Here is a 14015-nt window from a genome sequence, read left to right as displayed (position 1 = left end):
AAGGTTAAACAAGAGCGACTTCAAGGTTAAATCGAGTTTAAATATTTGGATTTTTTAAATTTCCCCGTTTCGGAGTCAAGACCAATGTCGTACCGTTGCTGCTGCTAAACACCTCTTGTTCCAGTTGCATCTCTTTCAGCATCATTTCAATAATGCTAAGACCAATACCAGCACCTTTATTGGAAGAAGTGACTTTCATGCCAGGACCTTTATCTTGAATGACCAGTTCGCTGCTGCCGTTAGGGAGTTGATTCATTTCGATTCGAATATAGCGCCCAGATGACGCGTGTCTTACGACATTCTGGTACACATTATCGAGAATACGCTTCATCCACATCTGATCGACATCCCAAGTAATTGGCGCAGAAGGCAGATTAACTTCAACTTCAAACTGATGCTTCTCCCACATCGGGTACCAAGCCGCCGCGCTTTCCCTTACAAGACGAACGACATCCACAGCTTGGGGGTGGAAGGTATAGCGCTTTGCTGAAAGCAGTGTATAGGACAGCAAGTTATCGACGAGATGTGCAAGGTCCTCACATTTTTGCACGATTACACGCAAACTTGTCTTGCTTCGTTCCTGTAGTACGTCATTTTCCTGCTGTATCGTGTGGACATGCGTTCGAATGGTTGTCAGTGGCGTCCGAATATCATGAGACAAATTGGCGATTAATTGCTTGCGCAGTTCCTCTTCTTCTTGCTCACGTTTGCGGCTTGCCCGCAGCTCAGATGTCATCCGATTGAACGAATGCTGCAGCTGGCCGATTTCATCTTCTTTTGCGACCGATATCGTGACAGGAATTCCTTGCTCGTCTGTCATTGCCATGGCTCGTTCCAGTTCTCTCAATCGCCGTTGAATTCGATAGAAGAAGCGCCATGAGAAGAGAATGAATAGGAGAGTCAGGCTCATCATAATTGCAAATGCATATTCGCTGGTGTATAGAGGCTGCAGCCCATCGTATGTCATCAATTTCCGTGGGATTTGAATGACGACAAATCCTTCTTTAGCCGCTTCACCACCTATAAAGGAAACGACAGTAAAGGGGTCTCCGTCATGGCTATTTTTCATAAAGGCAATACTGTCTTGCGCGGTCCACTGTTTTGGCAGTGATTTTTGCTCAGGCAGCATGCTACGCGTCATTCCTTTTTCATCTATCCAAAATACGGATGCTTTTGGCAGTTTAACCTTCCAACTGGCAAGAAGTTTTTCAATGGCCTGCTCATTGCTACCTTTAAGCAGCTTTGTCTCGGCGTGCCACGCTGTCATGAGTGTATGGCCATTCGCATACGGATTTTCCTTTTCTTTCATTTGATCGTTCCAATACATCGGTATTGCAAGAATAATGGTAGCCAAGGGCATAAGGAAAAAGAACAACATCATGGCGCATACGACGAGTGAAAGATATTTAACGAGCAAGGAATGACGCCAACGTACGCGAGAGTCGGTTAAACGCCACCATCTGCTTTTTGTATGTTTCTGCATCTTGCTCATATCCATCTGCTTTTTGTTCTTATTAAATGATAGCTTCATTATCGTCTTACCCTGTAGCCGATGCCGCGTATCGTTTCAATAACAAGCGGCTTGCTCGGATCCAGCTCAATTTTTTCACGTAAATATCGAATATGTACTTGCAAGGTTTTGTCGCCTTCTATGTACGGATCTCCCCATACTCCCTCGTAGATCTGCTCTTTAGTCAAAATTTGATTGGCGTTTTGGATCATATATCGGAAAATATGAAACTGCTTGCCTGTAAGTGTCAGATCTTCGTTCGTACGGCTATCAACAATACGATTTTGTTTCGGATACATATGTATATGGTGCAGAGTGATGCATTCCTCTTCTTCCTTTTCATACCGGCGCAGCAATATTTCGATTCTTGCAGCCAATTCATCTGGATGGAAAGGTTTCGTAAGATAATCGTCTGCAAAATTTAGACCTTGCAGCTTATCATCGATAGAACTTCGTGCAGACAACATCAACACAGGAATATGAGGTGCGTTCTTTTTTAAACGTTGACCAACGGTAAATCCATCTAGGCCAGGCAGCATCACATCTAGTATGACCAGACTATAAGAGCCGGCCTCATGCAGTGCATTCTCGCCCGATTTTCTCCAATCGACCTCATAGCCCTTGTCCTTGAGGAATTGATTGGTCCATTCTCCGATTTCTAAGTCGTCTTCTACATACAAGATAGTTGGTTTCATCGAATAACTCTCCTCGTTTTGGTAAGGTATGGAATCTATTATAGCAAATTGAAAAACGAAGTAGACAGAAAGTTATGGGTTGAAAATATTTACATAGAAATAGACAATTACAGTGTTCTACACGATAACACTCTGGAAAATAACTGGTTACGATACGTCATACCTAACGTTTACAGCAGCTCATTTTTCTAGTAACATAGTGAAAAAAGCAAACGGCTGGGAGGCATACCAATGCTGCCATTAGGAGAGAAAGTAGTCGTTGTCGCAGACCGTTTCGAGCAACATTTGCCGATTGGGGAATACGGCTATATTATTGCATATGACCGCAATGCGGATAATGCTTTTGATTATGTGGTCCGGGTTCCGCGTGCGAACCGCAATTTTTTAGTACCAGGTTCAGATATTGAGCTTGAAGATGTGCTGCTTAAAGAAGAAGTGGAACGCATTGAACGGGAAGCGCTGATCGACTACGCATTAGCTACACGTAACGAATCATTGTTCCGTCAGCTGATGCAAGGCGAAGAACAGGATGAGGCGTCTGAGGAAGAGGAACCACAATCTCTTTCCCCGGAAGACTTTATCCGACAAGTAAACTTGCGAGCTTGGATTTAGAGCTCATACACAAAGACACTCACAGATATCAACCCGAACCCGGGATGAATCTGGAGTGTCTTTTTTTGATGCAAGTGTCATTTATGCTTCTATTTCAATGTCGATGTTTCCATTTCATAATTATAGATGCAGTTGATTAATCGATATGTTAGTAATTAGTGTTGATACGACGCAAGAAATAATTGGTATTTTGGCTCTATGAAGGATAATACGCTTCACCTTATTGTGGGTTTCACTTCTTTACATAGACAATACAAGTTGTTTCCACTACAATTGAGATTTTTCAGTTCTTCGCTATAATAAAGGGATGACTATTTGCCGAACGAAGGAGGACATGAATCCCCATGAGCATTAATTTACATGATGTTGAGCATGTAGCTAAGCTTGCACGCTTGCTGCTAACGGATGAAGAGAAAGATCGTTACACAGATCAGTTGAATGCGATTTTGAAATATGCAGATAAACTGAATGAATTGAACACGGATGATGTACAACCTACAACGCACGTATTGCCGATCCGCAATGTAATGCGTGAAGATGAAGTTCGTCCATCTCTGGATAGAGAACGTGTTATGAAAAATGCGCCAGAAGAAGAAGACGGTCAATTCCGCGTACCTGCTGTACTGGAATAACGTTTTAATACGATAAATTGCGTAATAACAGGCTATAGCTTTGTATCCTGTACAAAAATGAAGGAGGATGTTCGAATTGACGCCATTGGATTATACATTAGCTGAGCTGAAACAGCAGTTGAGCGCTCGCACGCTGTCTGCAACGGAACTAACCGAAGCAGTCTTCGCGCGCATCGCGGCGACAGATGGAACTGTTCAAGCATTTCTAACGCTAAATGAAGAACAAGCGCGTGCAGAAGCTCGCCGCTATGATGATAAATACGTACAAGGGGAAGGTATTGGTGCATTAGCTGGTATCCCTGCGGGTATTAAAGACAACATCATTACAGAAGGATTGCGCACAACTTGTGCAAGCCGTTTCTTGGACAACTTTGTGCCTGTGCATGATGCTTTTGTATCTCGCAAGCTAAAGGAAGCTGGCGTAATTACAGCTGGTAAGTTGAACATGGACGAATTCGCGATGGGCGGCTCCAATGAGAACTCCGCTTATCAAGTGACTCGCAACCCTTGGGATGTTGAACGTGTACCTGGTGGTTCCAGTGGTGGTTCAGCAGCAGCAGTTGCAGCTGGACAAGTTCCATTCTCCCTTGGTTCAGATACGGGTGGCTCGATCCGCCAACCAGCTTCTTACTGTGGTATTGTCGGATTGAAGCCTACGTACGGACTTGTATCTCGCTTCGGCCTTGTTGCATTTGCATCTTCCCTTGATCAAATCGGACCATTGACGCGTACGGTTGAAGATTCTGCACTTGTACTGCAAGCGATTGCTGGTCATGATGCGATGGATTCAACTTCTGCTAACGTCGATATTCCTGACTACACAGCTGCATTGCAAGGCGATGTTCGCGGCTTGCGTATCGGTGTTCCAAAAGAATATATGGGTGAAGGTGTAGACCCTAAAGTTAAACAAGCTGTGCTTGATGCCTTGAAGACGTTTGAGTCGCTTGGCGCTACATGGGAAGAAGTATCGCTTCCGCATACAGAATATGCAGTAGCTGCTTATTACTTGTTGGCTTCTTCTGAAGCTTCTTCGAACTTGTCTCGTTTTGATGGCGTTCGTTACGGCGTTCGTGCAGAGAACCCTGACAACCTAATTGACTTGTACTTCAAGTCCCGCAGCGAAGGCTTCGGATCTGAAGTTAAGCGTCGTATTATGCTTGGAACGTACGCACTTAGCTCCGGCTACTATGATGCGTATTATTTGAAAGCACAAAAAGTTCGTACACTTATTAAGCAAGACTTTGATCAAGCATTCCAAAAGTATGATCTATTAATCGGGCCAACTGCTCCGACTACTGCATTTAAAATTGGGGAGCAAATCAACAACCCGTTGCAAATGTATATGAACGATATTTTGACGATTCCGGTAAGCTTGGCTGGCGTGCCAGCGATTAGCGTTCCATGCGGAATGGCAGACGGTCTTCCTGTTGGATTGCAAATTATCGGTAAGCCATTCGATGAGTCGGCTGTACTTCGCGCCGCACATTTGTTTGAACAGGCAACCGAACATCATAAGCTGCGTCCGCAGTTGTAAGAGGAGGAGAATCTGACATGCCGAGTACAACCTTTGAAACGGTAATCGGATTAGAAGTGCACGTAGAGCTGCACACGAATTCGAAGATTTTTTGCGGATGCTCCACATCCTTTGGTGCACCGCCTAACACACACACTTGCCCGATTTGTTTAGGACATCCAGGCGTACTGCCTGTACTGAATAAACAAGCGGTTGAGTATGCAATGAAAGCTGCAATGGCACTGAACTGTGAGATTGCAGACATTAGCAAGTTTGACCGAAAAAATTACTTCTACCCGGACTCTCCGAAGGCGTATCAAATTTCACAATATGATCAGCCGATTGGACGTAACGGATGGATTGATATTGAAGTAGATGGCAAAACAAAGCGAATTACGATCGACCGTCTTCATCTTGAAGAAGATGCAGGGAAGTTGACGCATATGGAAGGCGGCTTTGGCTCCCTTGTGGACTTCAATCGTGTCGGCACGCCGCTTGTTGAGATTGTATCCAACCCGGATATCCGTTCTGCGCAGGAAGCGGAAGCTTACATGCAGAAGTTGAGAGCGATTATGCAATATTGTGACGTTTCGGATGTGAAAATGGAGGAAGGTTCGCTTCGTTGTGACGTGAACATCAGCTTGCGCCCAGTTGGTCAAGAAGAATACGGCACGAAAACAGAGTTGAAGAACATGAACTCCTTCCGCGGCGTTGTGCGCGGTACAGAATATGAAGTAGAACGTCAAACGGATATTCTCGAAGATGGCGGCACAATCGTACAAGAGACAAGAAGATGGGACGAGTCTCAAGGTCGTACGTTGTCTATGCGCAGCAAGGAAGAAGCGCATGACTATCGTTATTTCCCAGATCCGGATCTTGTCACGCTTTATATTGATGAAGAGTGGAAAGAGCGCGTTCGTGCGACGATTCCTGAGCTGCCTGATGCTCGTAAAGCTCGCTATGCATCTGAGTTTGGTTTGTCCAACTATGATGCAGACGTGCTTACATCCTCGAAGAAGCTTGCTGATTTGTTGGAAGAGAGCTTGAATTACACGAAGGATGCCAAAGCAGTGGCGAACTGGATTATGGGTGACCTTCTCGGCTACTTAAACCAGAACAGCAAAGAGATTGATGATGTATTGTTGAATGGCCAAAATCTTGGCGAAATGATCGGTCTTATTGAAAAGGGAACGATCAGCAACAAGATTGCTAAGACTGTCTTCAAAGAAATGTTGGAGAGCGGTAAAGCTCCTCAAGCAATCGTTGAAGAAAAAGGTCTTGTTCAGATTAGCGACGAAGGCGCAATCAGAGGAATTGTTGAGAAGATTGTAGCTGCGAATCCGCAATCTGTAGAGGATTATCGCGCGGGTAAAGAAAGAGCGATTGGTTTCCTTGTAGGCCAAGTTATGCGTGAGACAAAAGGTAAAGCGAACCCGACACTTGTTAACGAACTTCTTGTTGATGTGCTGAAACAAGCGTAAATCGTCTTTGTTGATAAATGTTTATAAAAGATGGAGCAGGTGCCCCGATGGATCGACTGATGATCGTTGGGGATCTAGCTCCATTTTTTATAGGCAAACGCCCCTTTCTTAAGCGTATTTCATATAAAATGGTCCGCAAATCTCCTGCTGTGCTGATTAAATGCCGTCCATTTGGAGGGAGCCTACCTAGACCAAAGTCTGTGAACCACAACTAGACTCCGGCAGGTTTTAAGCCCTTTTCTATTCCGCGTACAATAATAGTAACTTAAGTGAACGATGAGAACATGACATTGCGATGTATGTACGGAAGAATAGAAAGGGTGTTAACTGCCGTGAACCTATTGAACAATCGATTATATAGTCAAGAAAGTACGAAGCAAAACCAGTCCGATGAGCAGCTTGTTCAGCAAATTATTGCTGGAGAGCAAGAGGCGATGAATACTTTAGTGGAAAGACATCGTCGATTTGTGTTAACTTGTATTTGTCAGACTGTTAAGGACAGATATCTGGCTGAAGATATCGCACAGGATGTGTGGATCAAAGTATACCGCTCGCTGCACACGTTTCGTGGGGAAGCGAAATTTACAACTTGGTTGTATCGACTTACACGTAATCAATTGATTGACACTTTGCGCAAGTGGAAGTTTCATCTCCAATCCGATTCCCTTCCTTATGAGGATTATCGGATGAACTTAGATAATGAGCTAATTGCTTCAGAAGAGTTGCCGGAAGAGCATGTGTTGAAGCAGGAGCGATGTGAACAAGTACGAGAGACGCTTCGCAATATGCCGTTAAAATACCGTTCTATTATGGTTATGTATCACTTGCGTGACCGTTCTTATACGGAGATAGCGGAACAGTTATCCATGCCGGTTCGTACGGTTGAGACGAGATTATATCGTGCAAAAGCATTATTTAAAAATGGCTGGGGCCAAGCAGCAGAAGTGCCAGTCGTTTAAATAAAAAATAGAAATCGGTTAATCGTAAGAGGGAATAGAAAGGAGGCGAGAAGGGTGACTAGACAGAAGAGCTTTATGGAGGAAAAAGAAGAAGAACGCTTCTTGCGTGAGCGTATGTATGAGATGGATATGGCATATCGCGCACGGCAAGGGAAAGAGGAGTGGGACGGAATTCCAGATACCCCATATCGGCATGTTCAGGAGCCGCCATTTGCTGCACAGAAGCCGCCGAAGAAAAGTAAGTTTGTCGCGATACTGCTGGCATGTCTTTTCCCTGGAGCGGGTCACTTTTACTTAGGGCTGATGCAGCGTGGGTTATTGATGATTATGCTGTTGGTACTTGATATTGTGGCTGTGGTTTATTTCTCTACATCCAATATGGGTACTAATGTACCTTTAATCGTACTACTGTCATTACTGATGCCTGTTATCTATTTCTTTAATCTATTTGATGCCATGCAGCATACTGATAAAGTTAACTTACACGCACTATATGGTACTCCTGTGCCGATATCACAGGGGCCTTGGATCGGTGTTTTGCTTGTAGCGATAGGTGTAATCATGGTGCTGTTTGCTTTGGATCCAACATGGCTAAGTTGGTTGTTCCAATACGTAGGTTCCTTTCTCGGAGCAATTGCCCTCATCGGCTTTGGTTTGTATATCCTCCTAAAGGAAACGAGAAGCAGACGATGACAAAGGAATTTGTCTCCACCTCATTCATACGAGCGGGACGATTTACTGCTGCAATGTCGCTTGTATGCATTGGGGGTCTGCTTTTATGGGATGCTCTGAGTACGGGTTATTCCCATATTAAGTTGTTAAAAGTATGGTGGCCGCTTATAGCGATTAGCTGGGCCTTTGAGGTTTTAGTAACGGGATTGCTTAAGCGCAGGCAGAAGAAAAAATGGAAAGTGGACTTTGTTGGCATTAGTGCAGCATTAATTGTAGCTGTCAGTGTTTTCTTGATCGCTCAGCCTAATCTATTTCACAACTGGGTCCGTAGTATTCAATTCGACTTCTCCATGATGAAGCAGATGGTGCTTGAAGGTGGGGTGCCTATAACGAAGCCAACCATTGAGCAACAGCTTTCAGAGGACATCGATCAGCTTACAATCGTGCATGAGACCGGTGATATTTATATTGAGACTGCTGAAACAGAGACGATTGAAGTGGAATCTATTGTGACGATATATGAGGCAACGCAACAAGAAGCGGAAGTGGCTGCCGCTGCTGTCGATTTGAAATTAGAACAAGCAGCACCAAATAAACTTGTTCTAGATGGTAAAAGCTATACAGGCAGCAATAAACCACGACAGCCTTTTCAGTTCGACATTAAGATCACGATTCCAGAAGAGAAATTTATAGAATTAGATATTCAAGTGAACAAAGGAAATGTGTATGCGCAGCGGCCAGTTGCGCCTATTTATGTTCATGCGAATGAAGGTGATATAAGGATCGTGGATGCATTGGATCGTGTAGAGGCAAGAACGTCAAAAGGCGATATTGAATGTAATGATATAAAAGGAATGGCTGTTCTGCATACGATGAAAGGAAATGTGTATGGCCAACGATTAGAATCCGGTGTAGAGCTGCAAGTGCAACAAGGGAACATTGAGCTAGATGAAATAAACAGCACGCTTCATGCGGTAGCTCATAACGGAAATGTCAATATCAGTTCCTCTAAGCTAAGCGGTTATTGGAGTGTTGAGAATTTGAAGGGTGACGTCAATCTCGTTTTACCGCAGGATGTGAATATGGCTGTGGACCTGCATTCGCTTAAAGGAAGTATCATGACTAACTACTCATCACTTGGTTCTGATGAGTCAGCTGTTATTGACAGTGTTGGTGAAGGTGGAGTTGGCTTGAGAGTGAGGGCATCGGGCTCCATTTCATTGCAGCACAAGGGATAGTTTTCCTGAATTGTTTCATATGACATAATTGACGATTGACAAATGAAAAATATTAGTCGTACAATGGATGTAAATCAATTATTTGATGAGAATTGTTATAATGTAGAATGAATGAACCTAGTGCAAGAGGATTAGGGAAAGGATGGTGGTCAGGATGAAGACGCGGGTTGAACATGCTTTAGAACATCTTAAAGAGTCTGGTGTGCGTATTACGCCGCAGCGTCATGCAATCTTGGCATTTTTGATGGACGCCATGACCCATCCAACTGCAGATGAAATATACCGAGCGCTTGAGCCTAAGTTTCCGAGCATGAGCGTAGCAACGGTGTACAACAATCTCAAGATGTTCATTGAGGCGGGACTTGTTCGTGAATTAACTTATGGTGATAGCTCCAGTCGCTTTGATGCGGATATATCGGATCATTACCATGCGATTTGTGAGAAATGCGGCAAGATTGCTGACTTCTCGATGCCTGCTCTTGATGAAGTGGAGCAAACAGCGGCATCACGGACCGGATTCCACATTCGTGGACATCGGATGGAAGTGTATGGGGTTTGTCAGGACTGTTTTAAGGTAGAACAGCCCTGTTAAGTGAAGCATGTAGAGTAAGATGACGCGCAGCGATATTCATATCGGTGCGCGTTTTGTTTTTATATGTTAGGATCAGCTTGATATAACCATCACAACGAATATCGAATATTGAATTATTGTACTGCATGACGTAATGGTAGGATGTGAATGCGTCTATATAGTAAAGAGGAGGAAATATGCGAAGAGATAACCGTAACAATCAATATTCAAAATATGCAGCCAGATCGAGTCGGCGCTCTAAGCGTGGGGGATGCCTCTTTGTGCTTATAGGCTTAACGATATTGCTATTTAGTTTATGGCAGGGCTGGAAGGCCTGGTCCCCTAATGAAGAATATCCAAAGTTAAAGCCTTCAATCACACAACCAATTACATGGAATGGTGAGTACACCAAGTATGGTGCCAGAGGCAAAGGGGAGCAATTACTGCTTCCGCTCACAGCTATACAAGAGCGGATAATGCCTCAAGCGATATATGAGGAGAAATCTGAACTTGTCATTTTAACTAATGATCATCATGTGGCAACAGTATCTATAGATGATGGGACAGGGACATGGAATGGTAAATCCTATAACTGGGGAGTTGCAGCGGAGCGTGTTAAAGATGAAGTTTATGTGCCATATACCATACTTAAACAATTAGGTGTTGTGGATGTCCGTGAGTACAGTGACAATGACGTTGTTCATGTTATGTTGCCAGGACAGAAGCTTCAGCTCGCGAATATTGTTGCTGGCAATCATTCTAATGATTCTAATGTATCCGTTAAATTAAGAGAAGGCGCAGACGATAATGCGCCAATCGCTGCAGATCTGAAAGACTCAACACAGGTATATGTGTGGAAGAGTGAAGGGAATTGGAGTCGAATTCAGGACGACCAAGGACGCATCGGCTATATAAAGCAAGATGAGTTAGTCATGGGCGAACAATCCACGATTCCAAATATCCCAGCAGTTAAGTTGCCTGAATTCGTAGAGAAGCAGACGCCAGTAGCGTTAGCTTGGGAAGCAGTTTACAGTCGTAACCCTGATCCAGCTAAGCTGCCGCAAATGCCAGGGATCAATGTGATTAGTCCGACCTGGTTTAGTATTGCTGATGGCAGCGGGAAGATTGATAACAAAGCGGACAAGCGCCTTGTGGAATGGGCACATTCACAGCAAAAGTATGTATGGGGTTTATTTAGCAATAGTTTTGACCCAGAACGTACAACAGAAGCATTAGCTACTTATAAGAATAGAAGTTATATGACGGAGCAACTGCTTGCATTCGTGAAGCAGTATGATCTTGATGGAATTAATATTGATTTTGAAAATGTAAATGTAAAAGATCGCGATCAGCTTACTCAGTTTGTGCGTGAGCTCACCCCCTTGTTGCGTAAGGAGGGGATTGTTGTTTCTATTGACGTTACGGCTAAGTCTGGTAGTGGCAACTGGTCAAGGTTCCTTGATCGTGCTGAATTAGGTCGTTCCGTGGACTACATGATTGTAATGGCATATGACGAGCATTGGGCTGCAAGTCCGAAAGCGGGATCAGTGGCATCATTGCCTTGGTCTCGTGAGGCTGTAACTCGAATTATGGAGGAAGACGGTGTACCAGCTAAGAAGATGGTGTTAGGAATGCCGCTTTATACACGGATTTGGACGGAGACACACGAGAATGGGGAAGTAAAAGTGTCATCCAAAGCGTTGGGAATGAAGTCTACAGAAGAATGGATGAAAGAGCATAGGGCTAAACCTGTATATTCAGAATCAACAGGACAGAATTATGCAGAAGTAAGTGAAGGTAATGTGAAATACCGAGTTTGGCTTGAAGATGAGACATCTATTAAAGCTCGTTTGAAAATGGCGAAGGAGCTTAACCTTGCTGGATTTGGAGTTTGGGTACGTTCATTGGGGAATGAGAAAGCTTGGGAGTTATTGCAATACTAATTATTTTTACTAAAAAAGAGCCGTTCTCCGGTAAGGGGAGCGGCTCTAGTTGTATCTGGTCATGTTTCAAATAATAATTCAACTACAATATTATAAAAGTTATTGTTACTGACGTACTTCATTATGACGATCTTCAGATTCAAAAGTGTCACTTATGGTACTAGATAATTCGGATGGTTGCTTTTGTTCACTTTCATATTCAGGAACATCCGTTGCTTGTGCAATATCCAAAGTAAGAATGGTTCGGCATCCCATGCAGCGATCTGTCTTGCCTAGCATCTTGGTTTGGCGGCCACACTCTGGACATTGGAGCATAACAGCGCTTGTCGAGAGCATCCCTGCCCAAAAGTAAATGGCTACGCTAGCTAGCAATGCAATCATGCCAATAATCATAAATACGGCTGCGAAAGGCTTGCCTGCCTGTCCCCATTTTACTATGCCTGCTGTCCCCAAAATCATGATTCCCATCCCGACCAGTGTCAGAACGAGGCCCCACAATCGAAATTCATTGATCTTGCTTGTACGAAATACTCGCATCGTTGTGCGTGTTGTGAGATTCGTCATCGCTATGCTCTCCTATCGTTGAATCAGAATGATAGTACTTTAGAGAAGGAAAGAGACAATCTATGTAGAAGTATAAACTATCATTAGCTGTTAAAGAAAGCCAAAAAGTGTGGGATAATTGTGAAAAAAGATACTTTGCCATTGTATTTCTCGATCCAGCATCTTTCCCAAGATGAAGATGTTAGCGGAATACTAGCAGTATACCGAAACCAACTTGAGGATGATTGGCAGTCTACACTAAGTTGGGATGTGCTTCTTATGGTAATAGGCTCACATCCTGAATACCCAGCATGGACACCTGTTTATTTAGAGGGAGAAAGTCAATGTAACATTGTAGTTCTTCATATAACACTGCATGATTTGTTGAGTGACGATGTTTTGGAATATGAAGAAATGAGACGTTGGTTGTTCTATGCTTCGGTGGAATATGATCGTGACGGCCAAATGGTACAGTATCTTCGAGATTTCCCCAAGCTATGGGATAGGTGTCAAGAACATCGTATATTAATGAAATTTAGCGCGTTTGTGCGAGCATATGTTGAATTGAAGCGTTGTGTGGGGAGTAGAGCATATCTTGATGCATTTTCAGCAGCGGAGCAAGCGTTGTTGGAACTAGCCAGGCTGTCTATAGTCGAACATGGACAAGTACCGAGTTCATCATTGTGGCAGCATGTTAGGTTGCTTGATTTAGGTATCCATAAACTATACGAAGAATTAGTAATGAGTACAGAAACATTAGATAAGCGAGTGGAGTTAGTGTTGTTAGCGTGTGAATTTATCATTTCGACACGTATGTACGTTTATTTAAGTCCGCTTGTTCGTATTTTGCACGAATCCCATAAAGGTATGAATTTGTTGGAGCTATGTGGTCATCCTGATTTAGTATGTATTGCGAATGAAATTCCTTTATTGTTGGATAAGCTTGTGAGCCGGGGTTCTGTAGAGCTGTCATTGGTGGAATTGGACAACACGTTCTCATCAATAGGTGCAATGACTTATTATCGGTGGATAGACGGGCGAAGCCGTGCATAAAGACAGGGCGGTAGGTGTGTTGATGCGTGACTTAAATGTAATAGTACGAAGCTATGGAAAATGCAGAACTAAATTACCACAAACTGGACCATTAAAAGAGTTGACTTTCATTTGTGTTCTGTGATAAATTAAAACACGTCTTCTTCGGAAGTACACAACAGCAAGACGGACAAGCAGATGAAAGACACATGTTTGAATCGCTTCATTTTAATTAAGAAGTGATTGTTCGAAAAGAAGGTACGTTACAAACGAACTACATCGAAAAACAAACTAAAAAAACTTTCAAAAAAATGCTTGACGGAAAATGAACAACATGATATATTATAAGAGTCGCCGCTGAGAAACACGGCGAACGAGAGCGAAAGAAAACGAATCGAAAGATGAGTGATCTGAGCTAAATTGTTCTTTGAAAACTGAACAACGAGTGAAACGTTTGATATAAGAAATTCAGCAATGAATTTCGTCAGCATTACAAATGAGCAAGTCAAACACTTTTATGGAGAGTTTGATCCTGGCTCAGGACGAACGCTGGCGGCGTGCCTAATACATGCAAGTCGAGCGGACTTGATGGAGTGCTTGCACTCCTGAAGGTT

Annotated in this window: 13 protein-coding genes and 1 rRNA gene; 11 read left to right on the top strand and 3 right to left on the bottom strand. The window is 43.4% G+C overall.

The window, feature by feature from the left end; translation table 11 throughout:
- Positions 1 to 37: 37 nt before the first annotated feature.
- Both FPZ44_RS22675 and FPZ44_RS22670 read right to left on the bottom strand, forming a co-directional pair.
- Positions 38 to 1531 carry a HAMP domain-containing sensor histidine kinase gene (locus tag FPZ44_RS22675; RefSeq protein WP_261378503.1) on the bottom strand — a complete coding sequence of 498 codons (1494 nt, stop codon included), beginning with the start codon at positions 1529 to 1531 and terminating at the stop codon, positions 38 to 40.
- Positions 1531 to 2205 (bottom strand): response regulator transcription factor, encoded by a 675-nt coding sequence (locus FPZ44_RS22670; protein ID WP_144994271.1) that lies wholly within the window; start codon positions 2203 to 2205, stop codon positions 1531 to 1533. Before FPZ44_RS22670 ends, FPZ44_RS22675 begins: the two co-directional genes overlap by 1 nt.
- Before the next feature lie 231 nt (positions 2206 to 2436).
- Between FPZ44_RS22670 and FPZ44_RS22665 the strand changes: the two genes are divergently transcribed.
- The 9 genes from FPZ44_RS22665 (at position 2437) to FPZ44_RS22625 (ending at position 11826) form a co-directional block, all read left to right on the top strand.
- A complete protein-coding gene (locus FPZ44_RS22665) occupies positions 2437 to 2817 on the top strand; it encodes an ATPase (RefSeq protein ID WP_144994269.1) in 381 nt (126 codons plus the stop codon).
- A 344-nt stretch (positions 2818 to 3161) separates the two neighbouring features.
- Positions 3162 to 3449 carry an Asp-tRNA(Asn)/Glu-tRNA(Gln) amidotransferase subunit GatC gene (gatC, locus tag FPZ44_RS22660; RefSeq protein ID WP_144994267.1) on the top strand — a complete coding sequence of 96 codons (288 nt, stop codon included), beginning with the start codon at positions 3162 to 3164 and terminating at the stop codon, positions 3447 to 3449.
- A gap of 67 nt (positions 3450 to 3516) precedes the next feature.
- Positions 3517 to 4983 (top strand): Asp-tRNA(Asn)/Glu-tRNA(Gln) amidotransferase subunit GatA, encoded by a 1467-nt coding sequence (gene gatA, locus FPZ44_RS22655; RefSeq protein ID WP_418789203.1) that lies wholly within the window; start codon positions 3517 to 3519, stop codon positions 4981 to 4983.
- A 17-nt stretch (positions 4984 to 5000) separates the two neighbouring features.
- Positions 5001 to 6443: an Asp-tRNA(Asn)/Glu-tRNA(Gln) amidotransferase subunit GatB gene (gene gatB, locus FPZ44_RS22650; protein ID WP_144994264.1), complete on the top strand. Its 1443-nt coding sequence runs from the start codon at positions 5001 to 5003 to the stop codon at positions 6441 to 6443.
- 332 nt (positions 6444 to 6775) lie between these two features.
- Entirely contained in the window at positions 6776 to 7402 is a 627-nt protein-coding gene (locus FPZ44_RS22645) for an RNA polymerase sigma factor (RefSeq protein ID WP_261378502.1), read from the top strand.
- 54 nt (positions 7403 to 7456) lie between these two features.
- The gene (locus tag FPZ44_RS22640; protein WP_261378501.1) at positions 7457 to 8095 is read left to right on the top strand and encodes a TM2 domain-containing protein; all 639 of its coding nucleotides are present in this window, start codon (positions 7457 to 7459) and stop codon (positions 8093 to 8095) included.
- Positions 8092 to 9312, top strand: coding sequence for a DUF4097 family beta strand repeat-containing protein (locus FPZ44_RS22635; RefSeq protein ID WP_186786201.1), 1221 nt, complete (start codon positions 8092 to 8094; stop codon positions 9310 to 9312). Before FPZ44_RS22640 ends, FPZ44_RS22635 begins: the two co-directional genes overlap by 4 nt.
- A 154-nt stretch (positions 9313 to 9466) precedes the next feature.
- A complete protein-coding gene (gene perR / locus FPZ44_RS22630; RefSeq protein ID WP_028594853.1) occupies positions 9467 to 9904 on the top strand; it encodes a peroxide-responsive transcriptional repressor PerR in 438 nt (145 codons plus the stop codon).
- A 176-nt stretch (positions 9905 to 10080) separates the two neighbouring features.
- Positions 10081 to 11826: a glycosyl hydrolase family 18 protein gene (locus tag FPZ44_RS22625; protein ID WP_144994258.1), complete on the top strand. Its 1746-nt coding sequence runs from the start codon at positions 10081 to 10083 to the stop codon at positions 11824 to 11826.
- Positions 11827 to 11931: 105 nt separating this feature from the next.
- Here FPZ44_RS22625 and FPZ44_RS22620 read toward each other — a convergent pair whose 3' ends face one another.
- Positions 11932 to 12390, bottom strand: coding sequence for a YgzB family protein (locus tag FPZ44_RS22620; RefSeq protein WP_335926134.1), 459 nt, complete (start codon positions 12388 to 12390; stop codon positions 11932 to 11934).
- A gap of 120 nt (positions 12391 to 12510) precedes the next feature.
- On the opposite strand from FPZ44_RS22620, the gene FPZ44_RS22615 reads away from it, so the two are divergent.
- Together FPZ44_RS22615 and FPZ44_RS22610 are read left to right on the top strand one after the other, a co-directional pair.
- Positions 12511 to 13422, top strand: a complete 912-nt coding sequence (locus FPZ44_RS22615; RefSeq protein ID WP_144994256.1) for a hypothetical protein — start codon at positions 12511 to 12513, stop codon at positions 13420 to 13422.
- A gap of 493 nt (positions 13423 to 13915) precedes the next feature.
- Positions 13916 to 14015 (top strand): 16S ribosomal RNA (locus tag FPZ44_RS22610); the annotation flags it as partial.

It is taken from the genome of Paenibacillus agilis, assembly GCF_007786455.1.
Lineage (GTDB): Bacteria > Bacillota > Bacilli > Paenibacillales > Paenibacillaceae > Paenibacillus_B > Paenibacillus_B agilis.
This window is presented reverse-complemented; position numbering and strand designations above follow the sequence as displayed.